Raw genomic sequence first — 15007 nt, 5'->3', positions numbered from 1 at the left:
TCGACGAAAAGGTGTTGAGCGTTTTAGGGAGCCTCTCATTAACTCCGGATCGCCTCTGCACGATCCGCAGCCCATGGCCGCAGGTGATCCGGAGTTAATCAGAGGCTCTTAAAGTCTTGCCAGGGTGTCGTTGACGATGTCGGTCAGAAATTCCCGCTCAGGCCGCGACTGGCCGAGCACCCGCAGGCCGTAATAGCCGGCCATGTAGCCCCGGGCCAATTGCCGGGGTGGCTGGTCGGTGCGCAGCTCGCCGAGCTGTTGGCCTTCGGTCATCAGTTCGGTCAGTCGGCGTTCGATCCGGTCCAGATAGGCATCATTGATGCGTTTTACGACCAGGTCCTGGTGGTTACGTTCGAGCACCGAACGCAGCGCCATGCAACTGCGCTGGCAGTTGGGGTCCAGGTCGGCGGTGATGCCCCATTCCATTAGGGCCCGAAGGCGGTGGCGAACGCTGTCGTCCCGGTTGAGGATCTCCAGCTGTGCCTGCAAGCCCAGGTCCTGATAGCGCCTGAGTGCCTGTTCAAACAGTTGCTGCTTGCTGCCAAAGGCGTTGTACAGACTGCCCCGTCCGAGCCCGGTGCCTTCACACAGGGCCTGCGCCGACGTGCCTTCGTAGCCGTGTTGCCAGAACACCTCCATCGCTGCGTCGATGACGGCCTGGGCATCAAACTGTCTGGGTCTGCCACTCATTGGGGGTTCCGGTGGATGTGTGTCAGGCTACTTTAGTCATTATGGAACGATCAGTCAATAATCGCGGGCGGTGTCCGGTTCGGCTAACCGAGCGGGACACCGGGCTCCGGAACCGCACTGGTTTCAGGGCTTATCGCGCTGGTGGGTGCCCAGGGTACACCTTCTGGGTGTGGGGGCGGCGGAACTGGCGGAACACGGCGACTTCCCAGGGGCGAATGGCCAGCATCATGCTCATCCCGAAGCGCTGGTCGAGCGGCAGGGCCAGGTCCTCCTGGTGACAGTGGCGGAAGTCCAGCGCCAGTCGCCTGAGCTTCTGCTGCATCACGTCGTTGTTGCGTGTCGACAGCATGCCGTTCAGGAACAGGCGCAACTCGCCGGGTCGGTTGAAGCGACACTCAAAGAAATCCGCCTGCACCTGAGATTCAAAGAAGGCCTGGATCGGGCCATTTCTCAGCCAGTGGAAATCGTGGCTGATCAGGGCCTTGATACGATTACCCGGCAGCAGCTCCACCAATCCCATTCGGTCCAGCCTGGCGAGACAGCGGATGATTGTGGGTTCGTCGAGGGTGTAGTTCTCCAGTATCTGGGGCAGGGTCCAGCGATTCAATGCGCAGATGGCGATGAGCAGTAGCGCATTATCCGACACCAGTTCCTTCTCCTGCTCGGGCGTCAGTTGGTCGATGCGGGGCTCGGGCTCCAGGCGTCGTACCAGGTCACTGATTTCCAGCCCCATCAGCCCGCAGATCTGGTCCAGCCGTTTCAGGGAAAACTGCCGCTCCGAAAACAGCCGTTTGACACTGGCTTCCGATAGCGACAGCGCTTCGGCGACCTGCTGGTAGGTCAGGCCGTGTTCCTTCAGTGCCCGTTTGAGGGCGTCCACGATGGCGATTGTCTGTGCCAAGCCGGCTCCTCCATGAATCAATGTATCGATATTTAATACTTTTAGGTTTACGTCCTGCAACCTTTGGGGTTTGTCTGGCTGCGGGCGGTTGCAACGGCAATAGTGGCTGCGCACAGAGACGCTGAGTCGGCGTCTTGCCAGGTCGCCTGAACGTGGGGCGGTTGATGATCCATCCACCAAGGTGTTGGAGGCAAAGATGGAAAACGAACTGAAAAGCAACTCGACAGGATGGCTGTTCTACGTGAAAGCATCGTTTGCAGTCGCCCTGCTGGCGACAGGCGCGGGAATCGTGTTTGCGCCAATCGATCTGCTGGTGAAGGGGTACATGGGCATTTGCGCGCTGTTCCTGGTGAGTACGACCATAACCCTGTCGAAGACCCTTCGTGACGAGCACGAAAGCCAGCGCATCCATAACCGAATCTCCGAGGCTCGGGCCCAGCAACTGCTGAAAGAATACACCGAGTGATGGAAGCGCGAACAAGAGGGGAGTGATGACCATGATGATCTGGAGAAAAGTAGGCACCCTGTTCCGTGCCTCGGCCTGTGAGCCAGCGGAGAAGCTGGTGGATGCCAACGCACTGCGCATCCTTGCCCAGGAGCTTCGGGAGACCGAACAGGCAATGGTGCAGGCCAAGCGGGAGCTGGCGTCGCTGATGGCCGAAGGACGACAGCTGGAGCGCCACAACAGCCAGCTGGAGCGGGTGATCCGGGAACGGGAAACTCAGGCCCGGGAGGCTATGGCGCGGGGTGAAGATGCCCTGGTCGAAGAGTTGGCGGAAGCCATCGCCCGGGACGAGAATCTGTTGACGGAGCAGCGTCAGCACGCTGATCGTCTGGCCTCTCAGGAGAAAAGTCTGCGGGAGCAGCTGCGCCTGGCCGCTCACGCCCTGCAACGCTACAAGCGGGAAATGAGCCTGGCCCGGGCAAATCACAACGCCGAACAGGTGCTGCGACAATTGGGCAGTCAGACATCCGGGCTGCAGGCTCATCTTGGCGATGTGGCTCAGTCAGTAGAGCGTATCCGCTCACGTCAGTCTCACCGCAGTGACGTCAACGATGCGCTGCAGGAGCTGGACCGGGAAGCCAGTGGCGAAGACCTGGAGCAACGCCTGCAACGGGCGGGTATCGCCACTGGCAAGCAGGACGCCAGCGCAGTGCTTGCCCGGCTGCGCGCCGGTAGCGACAGCACTGGCGAAGACGGTCGGGTCACTCGACCGTAACGGTGACGACTTCTGAGGCCACCGGCGGGCTATGGGGAATATGCTGGTGGTCGCCCAGCAGCAACTGCAGGGTGTGTTGCCCTGGCGGCAGGTCCACGGTCACTTCGGTCTGACCACCGCCGAAATGGCGATGGTGATCATCGGCCGGAATGGGCTGATCCGGCGCCGGAAGTTCCTCCACATCGATCAACAGGTGATGATGACCGGTGTGGGCCTGCTCAATGCCGGCAGGTGCCACGCCCATGCCGGCCAGACCAAAGCGGACCTTGACCGGGGAGGTCACGGTTTCGCCATTGGCCGGGCTGATGATGTAAGCGCTGGCATCGTCCGGGGCCGACGAGGCGAGCCCTGCCAGCGGCAGCGAAGCCAGGGCCAGCAGAACGCTGGCGCTCAGGTTGCGTAGCGGGAATGTCATAGTGCCTCTCCTTTTGCGATACGCGGGTTACGTTCCTGTTCGCTTCAGCATAGAAAATCGGGGGAGGCTCCGCTACCGGCATTCACCAAAACCGGTAGCGGATCGGGGTTACTGCGACAGCTCGAGCCGGAAGCCAAAGTCCGCCAGTAGGGTGCGTATCTGCTCGTGGATGGTCTCCGGCGCGGTGATGTGGACGCACTGGCCAAACTTCTTGTCAGCGGTCACCTCAACGGCAATCGGGTGGGGCAGTTCAGCCAGTTCCTGGCGAACCAGATCTGCGACCAGTTGGTGCCTTAATTCCGGTTTGAAGATCTTGCCCACGGCCGTCAGCGGGACTTGATCGACGAACAGGACTTCCTTGGGTACCGCCGCTCGCTCATGGATGGTTTCCCGGCCATGAGCCAGAAGCTCTTCGGCGGACACTCTGGCACCTGGTTTCAATTGTACGAACAGCACCGGCAACTCGCCGACGCGACGGTCGGGCTTACCGACGGCGACAGCCTCCGCGACATCAGGGTGTTGGTAATAGGCTTCTTCTATCATCTGTGGATCGATGTTATGGCCGCCTCGAATGATCAGATCCTTGCTGCGCCCGGTCAGCCAGAGGTAGCCGTCTTCGTCCAGTCGGCCCAGGTCGCCGGTATTGAACCAGCCTTCTTCCACCCACTGGCCGTCGTTCTGGTCCGGCTGTTTGTAGCCGGCGAAGACATTGGGGCCACTGATGGCGACGCAGCCGGACTCGTTGGTGTCGCAGTCGCGAATCCATCGGCCATCGTCATCCACTTCAACAATGCGGATGCCGGTGTAAGGCATGGGCAGGCCGACCGAGCCAACCCGGCGGTCGCCGAACTTTGGGTTGCAGGAGGTGGCGCAGGTGCCTTCGGTCTGGCCATAGCCTTCCAGCAGCACGATACCCGTCTTGGCCTCAAACCGGCGCATCAACTCGGTGGCGAGCGGCGCGGCACCGCACAGGGCGGCATCGAGAGAGGACAGGTCGTGACCGTCCGTCGGTACCTCCAGCAGGGCGCTGAGAATGGTTGGCACACAGCTGAAGAAGGTCACCTGGTATTTTTCCACCAGGTGCCAGAAGTTGGTGAGTACGGCCGGCGTCCGGTAACCCGCCGCGGTGGCCAGAATCACCTGGGCGCCGCGCATCCAGGGTGCGAGTCCGGTCACAAAGACGCCATTGACGTGGAACAGCGGCAAACCACAGAGACAGCGACTGGCGTCATTCAGCTCGACGATGGCGCCCATCAGGTAGCTGCAGCTGACCTCGTTGAAATGGGTGTGGGGCGCCAGCTTGGGCGTGCCGGTGGTGCCACCGGTGTGGAAATACGAAGCGATGTCCGTGGGCTGGATCTGGCGACCGCTGAGCAGACGGTCAGCGGGTTGGGCTGCGATCAGCTGATCAAAGTCGAGCACGGTTTCGGAGAGATAGCTGGCATCCGCCGCATCGCCGGTGACGTTTACCGCCACCAGATAACGTAGGCTCGGGACCTGTTCCCGTACTGCCAGGGCCTTGTCCCAGAGATCAGAGCCGGGGGTGGGTGCCAGGGTAACGAGTACCCGGGTGTTGGCCTCACGAAGGATGCCGGCGACGTGTTCCACGTCCAGCAGCGGATTGATCGGGTTGAAGATGCCGGCAGCCTCGGCCCCCCAGATGGTGAAATGACTCTGGGGCAGGTTGGGCAGCATCATTGACACCACCGACTGGCTCTCGACACCAAGTGCATGGAACGCGTTGGCGGTTTGGGTAATGCGCGCGAACAGCTGGCGGAACGACAGCTCGATGGGCGTTTCCTCGGCGGTTCCGGCCGCCAGGAAGGTCAGGGCTGTGCGGTCGCCGTAGTGTGTCGCGGCCTGTTCGATGGCCTGGTAGGTGCTGGCTGGCAGGTTGCGCTCTGCCAGTGGGGTGGCCTCGAAACGCCGGACGTCGTCCAGGTTGGTGATCTGCACCGTGTCCTTGGGTGAGTACGTCATTATTATGGTTCTCTTTGTTGTGTCTCTGGAGCAGGCTTGTGGTTAGCCTGCTATCTGGATTCTCGCAATACCAATGCGACAGGCAAAGACCCGTTGTATAGGATTTCTGTAACAACGGGCCAGTCTGGTTGCATCGGCGATTGATCTGGGTCAGCTCTTGTTACGGGCCACTTGCCGTTGCTTCGCCTTGCCCCAAGTCTGTAGTAACCTGACCGGTATTCCATCCTACTCGTCGGAATTCGTCCTCATGAGCCGAACCCGGTGCCAACAGACTGCCCAGGACGCGGACAGCACGATTTACAAGGCGCTTTTGGAATCCACCAAAGCCATCCCCTGGAAGCTGGACTGGCACTCCATGGAGTTCGTCTATATCGGGCCCCAGATAGAGCAGATTCTGGGCTGGTCCCCGGAAAGCTGGGTGACCATTGATGACTGGGCCAACCGGATGCACCCGGACGATCGCCATTGGGTTGTGGATTTCTGCGTCTCCCAGTCCCGGGAAGGGGCCGACCATGAGGCCGATTACCGGGCCCTGACCAAGTCCGGTGAATACCGCTGGATTCGTGATGTGGTCCATGTCATGCGGGATGAGGACGGTAACGTGGAGGCGCTGGTGGGTTTCATGTTCGATATCCATGAGCGGAAACGCACCGAACTTGAGCTGGTCCGTCTGCAGAAGGAGCTGGAGGCACTGTCCTACAAGGATGGCTTGACGGGGGTTGCCAATCGCCGGATGTTTGATGAAACCCTCGCCGAGGAGTGGGCGGGGGCCCGGCGTCATCGTCAGCCGCTGTCACTGATTCTGCTGGATATCGATTTCTTCAAGCAGTACAACGACCACTTCGGGCATGTGCAGGGGGATGAGAGTTTGCGTCAGGTAGCCCAGGCGCTTGCCGGAGCGGCCACCCGGCCAAGGGACTTTGTCGCCCGCTACGGCGGAGAGGAGTTCGTTCTGGTGTTGCCCGAGACCGATGCCAGGGCTGCGCATCTGATTGCCGAGCGCTGTCGCAACCAGATTTTCAAATTGCAGATTGCGCACCCGTCATCGGCGGTCAGCCAGGTATTGACTGTGAGCCTAGGGCTGGGCACACGGATTCCGGACCATGGTGATGAACCAACCGTCTTCCTGCGCCAGGTTGACGAGTGTCTCTACAATGCCAAGCAGCAGGGGCGGAACCGCCTGGTATCCCTGGCCTGATCAGGATCACAGGGATACCGGGAAGCCGCCGGTGGCCTCGGATGCTGCCGCACCGAAACACACCAGCGTGTACTGCCGCTCAGCCGCGGCTGGTCACTTCCAGCAGGTGATAGCCGAACTGGGTCTTCACCGGGCCCAGGACAGTGTTGAGTTCACCACTGAAGACCACTTTGTCGAACTCCGGCACCATCTGGCCCGGGCCAAATGACCCCAGGTCGCCGCCGTTACGGCCGGAAGGGCAGGAAGAGTGTTGCTTGGCCACCTCGGCAAAGTCCTGGCCGCCTTCAATCGCCGTCTTCAGTTCGAGGCATTTGTCTTCGCTGTCGACCAGGATGTGGCGTGCTGTCGCCTGTGTCATGTTCGTTTTCCTATCGTTGCTAATCATTGGGCTAACAGGGCCGACCTGGCCCCTACTGGCATGCTGCCTCGCACCGGCAGCACTGGCAAGCGCTTTCTGGTTCCCCGGGCCAGGTAGCGGCACCCGGAGCGCGTGTCTTATCGATCGGCGGCAGGTAAACTGACCGCCCTTATCTACCCTCAGGACCCCGTCCCTTGAAAGAATCTCACTGTGTAGAAGCCACACGGCGATGGGTTGAGCGTGTGGTTGTTGCGCTGAATCTGTGCCCGTTTGCCAGGAAAGAACTGGTGCAGGAGCGCATCCGCTTTGTCTGCTCCGAGGCGGTGTCTGAAGAGGCCTTGTTGTGTGACGTGCATGATGAACTCCAGTATCTGGAACAACATCCCGACGTCGAAACCACCCTGCTGATCCACCCACGGGTGCTGCAGGAGTTTGACGCTTACCTTGACGGATTGGCCGATGCCGAAGCCCTGTTGGCCCATCTCGGCTTTGAGGGTGTCTATCAGATCGCCAGCTTCCACCCGGATTATCAGTTCGCCGGTACTGACAATGAGGCCGCGGAGAACTATACCAATCGCTCACCCTATCCGATGATGCATCTGTTGCGAGAGCAGAGCCTGGAGCAGGCCATTGCCCGCTATCCGGATATCGAATCGATTCCCCGGAACAACATTGACCGGGTGGCGTCTCTGGGCGAGCCGGCGATGAGGGCCATGGTGGCTGAGTGTCTGCAGGCCGCCGGTCCGGAGAGGGATACGACCGGCGATTCTGACTGAATCAGACGCTCCCTAAGGTGCCATGCTAGCCCTGCCGTTGGTGCCCAGCAGACTCTCCAGAGGGCGTGGCGCCATCAACAGGAACCCCTGGAGATAGTGGATGCCGAGGTTTCTCAGCAGTCGCTCCGTTTCGGCAGATTCCACGCAGAGCGCCATCGACTGTATGCCCATGGACTGGCAGATGTCGTGGATGGCGCGCACCTTGGCCAGTTCCGTCTGGTCCGAGGCCGCCTGTGTCACAAAGGTCTGATCGATTTTGACCGCTTCCACGGGCAATCCTTTCAGGTAGCTGAACGCGTTCAGGCTGGCGCCGAAATGATCCACCAGCAGGTGGCTGCCCAGACGGGCGAGTCGTTTGATCAGGGCCTGTGTATCGGTCAGGTTGTGGACCAGCGTGTCTTCACTGATCTCGAAGCAAAGCTGGCTGGCCAAGGAGGGGTGCGGCTGCAATCGCTCTTCAACGGCATTGATAAAGTTCGGGTCGATCACCGAGGCGGCTGAGAGATTCAGGTGGCAGATCGTCGGCGGTTGTGACTCAGGGACCTGGCGGGCCTGAAGGAGCGACAGGGTCTGCTCGACTACCCAGCGATCCAGGGCCGGGCCAAGGCCAAGCTGGAATGCCGGTTCCAGAAACTGGCCGGGCAGGCACAGGCTGCCGTCCTGTTGCGCCAGACGGAGCAGAACCTCCAGCCGTCGATGGGGGGCGTTTTCTGTGGTGTCGATGATTTCTTGGCCGTAAAGTCGGAACTGCCCTTCGGTCAGGGCGGTTTCCAGGATCAAACGCCAGTCCGGAGATGCTGGCTGTCCCAGGGCCTGGGCGGATTGATCACCGGCCTCGCAGACCTGGTTGCGGCCCTGACGCTTGGCGCGGTAACAGGCAATGTCGGCCGCTCGCATCAACGCACTGATGTCTGGCGCGTGACGATCAATGGCAGCGAGCCCGACACTCGCACCGATGCGGTGTTGTCGGCCTTCCCAGGTAAAGGTGAACTGCTCAATGGATTTCCGCAGTTTTTCCGCCAGTGGTCGGGCGGTCGGCAGATCGCAGTTCTCCAGAATCAGACCAAACTCATCCCCGCCGAGTCGGGCCACCACATCGCCGTCCCGTACCCCCAAGCGGATCAGCTTTGCCAGCTGGCGCAGGAGCTGGTCGCCAGCGCCGTGTCCGGAGGTGTCGTTGACCGCCTTGAACCGGTCCAGATCAACAAAACACAGCACATGCTGGGTGTGCTCGCTGCGGGCCCGGCCCAGGGTGCTGGCAAGCCGGTGCTCGAACGCCCGCCGGTTGAGCAGATCGGTGAGGGCGTCGTGGCTGGCCTGGTAACTGAGCTCATTGGACAGTCGATAGGACTCGGAAATGTCCTCCAGCATCACGATGGCGTAGGGCCCATCGCCGTTGTGGTCGACCACTTCGGTCATGGTCAGGCGGGCCCAGATGGTTTCGCCGTTGCCCTTGAGGGCGCGCAGCTCCCTTACCTGGGCGTCGGCGTGATGGCTGGCCGTCAGGGGCGGGCTGTCCGGATCATCCCGCTGACCGGGAAACAGCTGTTCCAGCCGGCAGGCCAGCAGGCGCTCGCGGGAATAGCCCAGAATCCCGCAACTGGCCGAGTTGGCGTCCAGCAGAACGCCATTGCGCGCTACCTGGAGAATGCCGACGGAACTCTGCTCGAAGATCGCCCTGAAGCGGTGTTCCGAGCGTCGCAGCAGGCGTACCAGCCGGGCTCCCAGCAGCCACGCCGCCAGCGACAGGCCGACGACAAACAGCATACTGGCCAGGGTCAGCAGGTTGGCCAGGGAGTGACTGGCCTGGGTCATGGCGATGCGGAAGCGGGTGGCCTTGGTGCCCAGATCTTCATTCAGCAGTGACAGCCGCTCTCTCATGGAGGCCAGCCGTTGTTGATCCGGCTGCGGGCGTTGCCATTCGGCGGCCAGCCTGTCCGCTATCGCATCAAGCTCCAGCAGGCCCCGGTCAGCGGCACGCCATTCATCCAGTGCCTTGCGAAAAGGCGGGTAGCCGGAGAAATAGCGATACAGCCAGATCAGACCGGGAATATCGTCCGGGTGATTGTATCCACGCTGGAAGCCGTCTTCAGCGGCCTCCAGATCAGGTTCAGGAAGATCCATTGCTTCCCGGGCTGCGAGGTCTCCAAGCGGGATATCCAGCCAGCGGCGGGCAGTGGCCAGATCCGTGGGGTTGCCGGTCTCGGTATAGCGGCTGAGGTAGTGGATGGTGGTGGTCTGGCCACGGGACCAGGCGCTTTCGCCAGCGACATAGGAGGTGACAGTCTGCTGAATCTGGACAATACCAATAGCGAAGCCGGTTGCAATCGCCACCAGTGACAGCAGCCCGGCAACCAGCCCAAGTTTTTTCCTGCGGTGCGAAGAGCGTGTTGGATTGCCTGTCATAGTTACGTTGGTGGCTGGTCATTGCATCGGGGTTGGCTGGAATGGACGCCTACAGGAAAGCATAGACGGTGGCGGCCGGTTTCGGTTTGGTTTTGCAAGAGTTTTAAAAACAACCATGGCAATTTCTGGCCATTCCGTGAACAATATCAATCAGAGTACGTTGCAACTTGATCGAATCCGGCCGGCTGGCCGCGGGAGATGGTGTTTGACCCTACGTAGTGTCTGCATTGCCCTTTGGGCGATGCTCTCGCTGAGTGTGTGTTCGGCTGTAACTGCAGAGGGAAATCCCGAATCGCCCAACCCGATGTCTGACTCGCCGGTGCTGGTGGCAGCGCTGGCTGAGCTTGACTACCCGCCATTCTATTTCCGGGAAGACGACGCGTTGACCGGTTTCTCCATCGAGGTTCTGAACCGGGTGGCGGAACAGCTTGGTATCGTCATTTCCTATCGCCGCTTGTCCTGGCCGCGGGTGCTTCAGTCCCTGCGTAATGGGCAGGTGGATATGGTCACCACGTTCACCCCGACCCCGGAACGGCAAAAAATGGTGTACTTCACCAGCCTGCCGCATGCTGTGGAGCACAATCACCTGTTCGTGAGAGCGGATCGGCAGGTCGACTTCAAAGGCGAACTGCAGTCCCTCAGTCCGTACCTCATTGGTGTGATCACCGGGTACTCCTACGGTGCCGAGTTTGATCAGGCGGAGTATCTGCACAAGGATGAGGTACTGGATGAGCAGACTCTGGTCCGCATGGTTCTTGGCAAGCGGTTTGACGCTGGCGTAGGCAATCCCTTTGCGATCCGTCTGGAGGCCGCGAAGTATGGCCGGGCAGGGCAGTTGACGTTTGTCGATCCGCCGATCAACAGTAACCCGATCCACATGGGCTTCAGCCGTAAACTGCCTCAGGGCCAGGCATTGGCGGAACGCTTCAGCCAGGCGATTGCCCGGCTCAAGTCAGGGCCTGACTACCAACAATTGCTTCGAAAGTATCACCTGCAACCGAACGGGGTGGCCATGGACGTGAACCGGAATACAAACACCGGGTCCCCAAACTGAATCAGGGCGCCCGTTCCGCCAGAATCTGCTCCAGTTTGTCGTGCAACTGGGCTTCCCGCTTGATCAGTTGTTGACGGGTCTTTTCATCCGGTCGGTAGGTGTAGAGGTCGACGTAGGTTTGTGCGACTTCATTCATTACCGGGTGCTGTTGTTTGAACTGCTCGTCTCTCATGGTTGTTCTCCGTACCGAAGACAGACTTCATCAGGGCCTCTGAGAAGCCCCAATGGTTTAATCCTACGTCGGCCGGAAATGCCGGGGAAATAACCTTTACGCCCGTGAGATGGCTGCTGCCTGTGAATCGGCTATAAACATCGTCGCTCGCTTCACGCCTTGAGGGCCGGCGCCTGTTTCAGGTCATCCCAGCGCCAGTCCGGTCGCCCCGGTCCCAGTTCAATGCCTCCCAGCCATCGCCTTGGGGGCTGGCACTCCATCCAGTCCTGCCTGCGGCGCAACAACGCCCCGCCCAGTTCGGTAAGCGTCACCACCCGCTGGTGCCAGTTGCTGTGGCTGGAACCGGCAACCAGCGCCAGCGGTGGCTGCGGTGCTTTCAGCAGGCAGCGCACGATGTGCCAGAACATCGCATCGCCGAGCCAGGGTCTGGGTTCGGTTTCCATCATCTGAATACGGAACAGGTCACCAAGGCTCTGGTCGCCGCTGTGAAGTGGTTGCAGTGTCAGTCGCTCGGTCAGGCTCAAGCCGTCGTGGAGCCCCGGCAGCTCCTGAAGATGGCGGAGCAGGGCGCCGGCCAGATAAGGCAGGTGGGCGGTGTCCGGAGCGGTGACCAGCGCCGCCAGGGCGCCAGGATCAGGCTGCATCAGGGCATGCCATGTCCGCTCGCCCAATTGGAGCTGGGCCTTGGTAACGGCCGTTCTCCGCTGCCAGAGCTCTGTGAGGGCCTTGCTGTCCAGTTGGCCGAGGCCGATAAAGCGCTCGATTCCCGGATAGTGGTCGGTGCTCACCAGCTCCAGCCTGTCAGGAACGCCGTTGCGTTGCAGGCGGTCCAGCACCCGGCACAGCAACAGCTGGTCATAGCTGTCGTGCTCGAACCACAGCACCACCCGCTGATAGTCCTGGCTGGCTCGGGCCAGGCGCTGTTCGGACTCCGTCAACAGCGCCCGGGTGGCGGCCAGGGCCTGGTCGTCACCTTGCTCGTAGGCGTTACTGATAAAGCGTGCGCGGGCCTCCAGGGCGTCGTCGCCATCCAGCACCGGCCCCTGGCACACGGGATCGGCGTACTCGAGGAAATCGCCTCTGAAACCGGCCGCTTCCAGCGTCAGCCGAATGTCCGATCCGCAGCGGATATGGAGGGTTCTGTAATCGTCATCGAGAGCCATCGGATGGTCCTGTGGAGTGGCGTTTCAGGCTGCCCGGATAAGCCCGGATGGGCGCCACCGGCTCAGTGAGTGTGATCGGCTGATACCATCGCCGGCTGTAGGAGCGGGTCGTCGGCGATCAGCGGGGCATCGATGTCGTAGGCATCCGGTCGGAACATCAAGTGCCCGTCGCTGTCCGCTTCGGCGGTCCAATATGCCAGCAGTACCGGCACGCTGCGAGGCAAATGCACGTTGTGGGATTCGCCGCTGGCGCGCAGTTCCTCGAACTGCTTGCGGTAACGCGTTGGGGCGTCGCCAATCAGGGTTTCGGCCAGGGACATGGCGTCTTCCACCCGGACACAGCCGGAGCTGTAAAAACGGCTGTTGGTATTGAACAGCCAGGACGACGGCGTATCGTGCAGGTAGACCGCGAACGGGTTGGAGAAACGGATCACCACCTTACCCAGAGCATTGCCCGGCCCCGGGGCCTGTCGCAGCAGTATGCCGCGAGGGTTGTTCCAGTCCACATCGGCGGCATCCAGGCGGTCGCCGCGGTAGTTGAACACACTGATATTGCGGTCTTCGAGGTAGCCCGGGTCCTGCTGGATCAGCGGTAGCTTGTCCTCCACAAAGATGGTGGTGGGAATGGTCCAGCTGGGGTTGACCGTCACATGGGTGATCAGCGATTTCAGCCGTGGTGTTTCCCGCAATGGCTGGCCAACCTGGGCGCGGCCAGACCACGCCAGCTCCCCCTGACGGTAGTACTCGATGCGGGCGGCGGCGATGTCCACCAGCAACATGGTCTGTTCCAGATCGGCCGCCAGTCGCCGCATCCGTTCCAGGTTGGCGCGAATCTGGGCAAGTCGGTGCTGGGGCTGAACGTTGAGTTGTGCCCGGGTATTGTCTCCGACCCGGCCGTCCGCGGTCAGGTAATGGCGTCGCTGGAATGCCCTCACGGCTTCCGCCAGTGCGTTATCGAAATAGTCCGGATCGGTTGTCGAGGTAAGGTCGGCGTAGCCTTCGGCCTGCAGGCGCTGTCGCAGCATACGGACCTCCGCTGTGCGGTCTCCCGGCGCCAGGGTGGGGCCGGTGTCGAGGGTGGGCCAGCGTGCTGGCAGTGCTTCCCGTGCGTGCTGGTAAGCCTGGCGCAGATTCTGGTACCGGGGCAGTGCCGGACGGGTCTGATCAAATGTCGTGGATACTGGCTGGTTGCCACCGCCAGCCAGGGCCAGCAGGTTGTCGACCGAACGGCGATCGCCCAACTGCGGCGAGTACCAGGTGGCATCGGCTTCGGTATCGGCAGGGCGCCCGTAGCCCAGGTCCGCCAGGGCGCTGAGATAGGCGAATGAGGCCAGCTCGGCGTCGCAGTCGTTGAGCGAACCCCAGGTGTTGCGAAAGCCAAGTACTTCCCGCAGGTCGGTGATGTGATAGTGCTGAGGGTCCAGGCCATCGGCGGTCAGAGCGGCCAGCTGCTGGATCAGGCTCTCCAGACGGCCGGGCGCGTGCCAGAAATCGTTGCCAACCTGATCCTGGAACCGTTGGGTGGCCTGAAACAGCGCCGTATCCGGTGCCGGCAGGGTGATGCAGTCCTGGGGATCAAAGCGGAAGCCGGCCTGAGTCAGCGGCGCGGTCAGCCACAACAACAACCCGGTGCAGAGGGCGGTGATGTTGTGTTTTGTATGAAAACTGTACATATGGGCTGGCCGTTCTCAATTTCCCTGTTAGAATCCGCCAGTGTTGCCTGGAAGGTATATCTGCCGCTCCAGACGACTTCCAGGGGTTGCTGTTCGGTATTCCCTGCCGATTATCCCGCCTGTCAGACACCAGCGATTTGACCCGAGGCCTCTTGGATGACCGTAACCCGTCACGCCCCTTTGCTCAACTGTCTGTTTGCCATCCTGGCGTTGTCACTGCCGTTGCGCAGCATAGCAGATCCGGCACCAGCGGTGCTCTACCACCAACTGGTAAAGGTTGCGCCGACGCTGGATAAAGAGGTCCTGGGCAAAGCATTGATGGCCTCTGAGTGTGCTGTTCGCAATGGCGTTTCCGATGCCCGCAGGCTGGCGGTGATCGATTATTCGCTGCCATCCAGTGAACCCCGGCTATGGCTGTTTGACCTGGCTGAAGGTCGGCTGGTGCTTCGGGATCGTGTTGCCCATGGCAAGAATTCAGGACTGGCGGCCGCCACCGAGTTCTCCAACATTGAGGGGAGCCATCAGTCCAGCATCGGTCTGTTCCGCGCCAGCGAAAGCTATCGGGGGCGTCACGGCTACTCATTGCGCCTGGATGGTCTGGAGGCCGGCATTAACGATCAGGCGCGTCAGCGAGCCATCGTGATCCATGGCGCCGATTATGTGGCGCAATCCTGGGTGGAAAACTATGGCCGCATCGGCCGCAGCCACGGGTGCCCGGCCGTCAGTCAGGGCATGATCCGGGAGGTGGTGGACAACCTCAAAGGGGGACAGCTTGTGTTCAGCTATTACCCGGACGCGCAATGGCTGGCGGCTTCCGAGTTCCTTAACTGTGATGATGCCCAAGTGGCGGACGCTGGCAGCCGGCCAGCAAGCGGCGACAGCTAATCACCGTTTCGTCACCCCAGACACTCAGATTCGTCACCCCAGACACTCAGATTCTTCGCCCCAGGCTTTCAGGTACTGTCTTCAGGGGACGCTTAGAAACAAAAAGGCGTGGCGGT

General features: G+C 61.1%; 15 protein-coding genes. 6 read left to right on the top strand and 9 right to left on the bottom strand.

Going from position 1 to position 15007, the window contains the following annotated elements; genetic code table 11:
- Positions 1-108 precede the first annotated feature (108 nt).
- Together MLD24_RS02245 and MLD24_RS02240 are read right to left on the bottom strand one after the other, a co-directional pair.
- Positions 109-690 carry a TetR/AcrR family transcriptional regulator gene (locus tag MLD24_RS02245; RefSeq protein WP_248163453.1) on the bottom strand — a complete coding sequence of 194 codons (582 nt, stop codon included), beginning with the start codon at positions 688-690 and terminating at the stop codon, positions 109-111.
- 130 nt (positions 691-820) lie between these two features.
- The gene (locus MLD24_RS02240; protein WP_248163450.1) at positions 821-1591 is read right to left on the bottom strand and encodes a helix-turn-helix domain-containing protein; all 771 of its coding nucleotides are present in this window, start codon (positions 1589-1591) and stop codon (positions 821-823) included.
- 196 nt (positions 1592-1787) lie between these two features.
- Between MLD24_RS02240 and MLD24_RS02235 the strand changes: the two genes are divergently transcribed.
- Together MLD24_RS02235 and MLD24_RS02230 are read left to right on the top strand one after the other, a co-directional pair.
- Complete coding sequence (locus MLD24_RS02235; protein WP_248163447.1) at positions 1788-2057, top strand: YiaA/YiaB family inner membrane protein; 270 nt, start codon at positions 1788-1790, stop codon at positions 2055-2057.
- 31 nt (positions 2058-2088) lie between these two features.
- The gene (locus MLD24_RS02230; protein WP_248163444.1) at positions 2089-2811 is read left to right on the top strand and encodes a PspA/IM30 family protein; all 723 of its coding nucleotides are present in this window, start codon (positions 2089-2091) and stop codon (positions 2809-2811) included.
- On the opposite strand, the gene MLD24_RS02225 is transcribed toward MLD24_RS02230, so the two are convergent.
- Together MLD24_RS02225 and MLD24_RS02220 are read right to left on the bottom strand one after the other, a co-directional pair.
- A complete protein-coding gene (locus tag MLD24_RS02225; RefSeq protein WP_248163442.1) occupies positions 2798-3226 on the bottom strand; it encodes a DUF4399 domain-containing protein in 429 nt (142 codons plus the stop codon). The two genes, MLD24_RS02230 and MLD24_RS02225, sit on opposite strands and share 14 nt — an antisense overlap.
- A gap of 108 nt (positions 3227-3334) precedes the next feature.
- On the bottom strand, positions 3335-5206 hold the full coding sequence (locus MLD24_RS02220; protein WP_248163440.1) for an acyl-CoA synthetase: 1872 nt from the start codon (positions 5204-5206) through the stop codon (positions 3335-3337).
- 247 nt (positions 5207-5453) lie between these two features.
- Here MLD24_RS02220 and MLD24_RS02215 point away from each other — a divergent pair, with 247 nt between their 5' ends.
- Positions 5454-6404 carry a GGDEF domain-containing protein gene (locus tag MLD24_RS02215; protein ID WP_248163437.1) on the top strand — a complete coding sequence of 317 codons (951 nt, stop codon included), beginning with the start codon at positions 5454-5456 and terminating at the stop codon, positions 6402-6404.
- A 79-nt stretch (positions 6405-6483) separates the two neighbouring features.
- On the opposite strand, the gene MLD24_RS02210 is transcribed toward MLD24_RS02215, so the two are convergent.
- Complete coding sequence (locus MLD24_RS02210) at positions 6484-6762, bottom strand: peptidylprolyl isomerase (protein ID WP_227175200.1); 279 nt, start codon at positions 6760-6762, stop codon at positions 6484-6486.
- Between the two features lie 194 nt (positions 6763-6956).
- On the opposite strand from MLD24_RS02210, the gene MLD24_RS02205 reads away from it, so the two are divergent.
- The gene (locus MLD24_RS02205; RefSeq protein ID WP_248163434.1) at positions 6957-7538 is read left to right on the top strand and encodes a DUF1415 domain-containing protein; all 582 of its coding nucleotides are present in this window, start codon (positions 6957-6959) and stop codon (positions 7536-7538) included.
- A gap of 12 nt (positions 7539-7550) precedes the next feature.
- On the opposite strand, the gene MLD24_RS02200 is transcribed toward MLD24_RS02205, so the two are convergent.
- Positions 7551-9944, bottom strand: coding sequence for a putative bifunctional diguanylate cyclase/phosphodiesterase (locus MLD24_RS02200; protein ID WP_248163431.1), 2394 nt, complete (start codon positions 9942-9944; stop codon positions 7551-7553).
- 205 nt (positions 9945-10149) lie between these two features.
- On the opposite strand from MLD24_RS02200, the gene MLD24_RS02195 reads away from it, so the two are divergent.
- The gene (locus tag MLD24_RS02195) at positions 10150-10998 is read left to right on the top strand and encodes a substrate-binding periplasmic protein (RefSeq protein ID WP_248163429.1); all 849 of its coding nucleotides are present in this window, start codon (positions 10150-10152) and stop codon (positions 10996-10998) included.
- 1 nt (position 10999) lies between these two features.
- Here MLD24_RS02195 and MLD24_RS02190 read toward each other — a convergent pair whose 3' ends face one another.
- From MLD24_RS02190 to MLD24_RS02180, 3 genes are all read right to left on the bottom strand, one after another.
- Entirely contained in the window at positions 11000-11170 is a 171-nt protein-coding gene (locus MLD24_RS02190; RefSeq protein WP_227175204.1) for a hypothetical protein, read from the bottom strand.
- Positions 11171-11322: 152 nt separating this feature from the next.
- The gene (locus MLD24_RS02185) at positions 11323-12333 is read right to left on the bottom strand and encodes a DUF1835 domain-containing protein (protein WP_227175205.1); all 1011 of its coding nucleotides are present in this window, start codon (positions 12331-12333) and stop codon (positions 11323-11325) included.
- Between the two features lie 62 nt (positions 12334-12395).
- Complete coding sequence (locus tag MLD24_RS02180; RefSeq protein ID WP_248163427.1) at positions 12396-14006, bottom strand: L,D-transpeptidase family protein; 1611 nt, start codon at positions 14004-14006, stop codon at positions 12396-12398.
- A 156-nt stretch (positions 14007-14162) separates the two neighbouring features.
- Between MLD24_RS02180 and MLD24_RS02175 the strand changes: the two genes are divergently transcribed.
- Positions 14163-14891, top strand: coding sequence for a murein L,D-transpeptidase catalytic domain family protein (locus MLD24_RS02175; protein WP_248163426.1), 729 nt, complete (start codon positions 14163-14165; stop codon positions 14889-14891).
- Positions 14892-15007 lie beyond the last annotated feature (116 nt).

The sequence above is a fragment of the Marinobacter xestospongiae genome (assembly GCF_023156385.1).
In the GTDB taxonomy this organism is placed as follows: domain Bacteria; phylum Pseudomonadota; class Gammaproteobacteria; order Pseudomonadales; family Oleiphilaceae; genus Marinobacter; species Marinobacter xestospongiae.
Note: the sequence above shows the minus strand (reverse complement) of the source record. Positions and strands in the feature narration are given on the sequence as shown.

Coding starts and splice junctions, on each gene's coding strand:
- MLD24_RS02245 (WP_248163453.1), bottom strand. CDS start 690: ATGAGTGGCAGACCCAGACAGTTTGATGCCCAGGCCGTCATCGACGCA.
- MLD24_RS02235 (WP_248163447.1), top strand. CDS start 1,788: ATGGAAAACGAACTGAAAAGCAACTCGACAGGATGGCTGTTCTACGTG.
- MLD24_RS02230 (WP_248163444.1), top strand. CDS start 2,089: ATGATGATCTGGAGAAAAGTAGGCACCCTGTTCCGTGCCTCGGCCTGT.
- MLD24_RS02225 (WP_248163442.1), bottom strand. CDS start 3,226: ATGACATTCCCGCTACGCAACCTGAGCGCCAGCGTTCTGCTGGCCCTG.
- MLD24_RS02220 (WP_248163440.1), bottom strand. CDS start 5,206: ATGACGTACTCACCCAAGGACACGGTGCAGATCACCAACCTGGACGAC.
- MLD24_RS02215 (WP_248163437.1), top strand. CDS start 5,454: ATGAGCCGAACCCGGTGCCAACAGACTGCCCAGGACGCGGACAGCACG.
- MLD24_RS02210 (WP_227175200.1), bottom strand. CDS start 6,762: ATGACACAGGCGACAGCACGCCACATCCTGGTCGACAGCGAAGACAAA.
- MLD24_RS02200 (WP_248163431.1), bottom strand. CDS start 9,944: ATGACAGGCAATCCAACACGCTCTTCGCACCGCAGGAAAAAACTTGGG.
- MLD24_RS02190 (WP_227175204.1), bottom strand. CDS start 11,170: ATGAGAGACGAGCAGTTCAAACAACAGCACCCGGTAATGAATGAAGTC.
- MLD24_RS02185 (WP_227175205.1), bottom strand. CDS start 12,333: ATGGCTCTCGATGACGATTACAGAACCCTCCATATCCGCTGCGGATCG.
- MLD24_RS02180 (WP_248163427.1), bottom strand. CDS start 14,006: ATGTACAGTTTTCATACAAAACACAACATCACCGCCCTCTGCACCGGG.
- MLD24_RS02175 (WP_248163426.1), top strand. CDS start 14,163: ATGACCGTAACCCGTCACGCCCCTTTGCTCAACTGTCTGTTTGCCATC.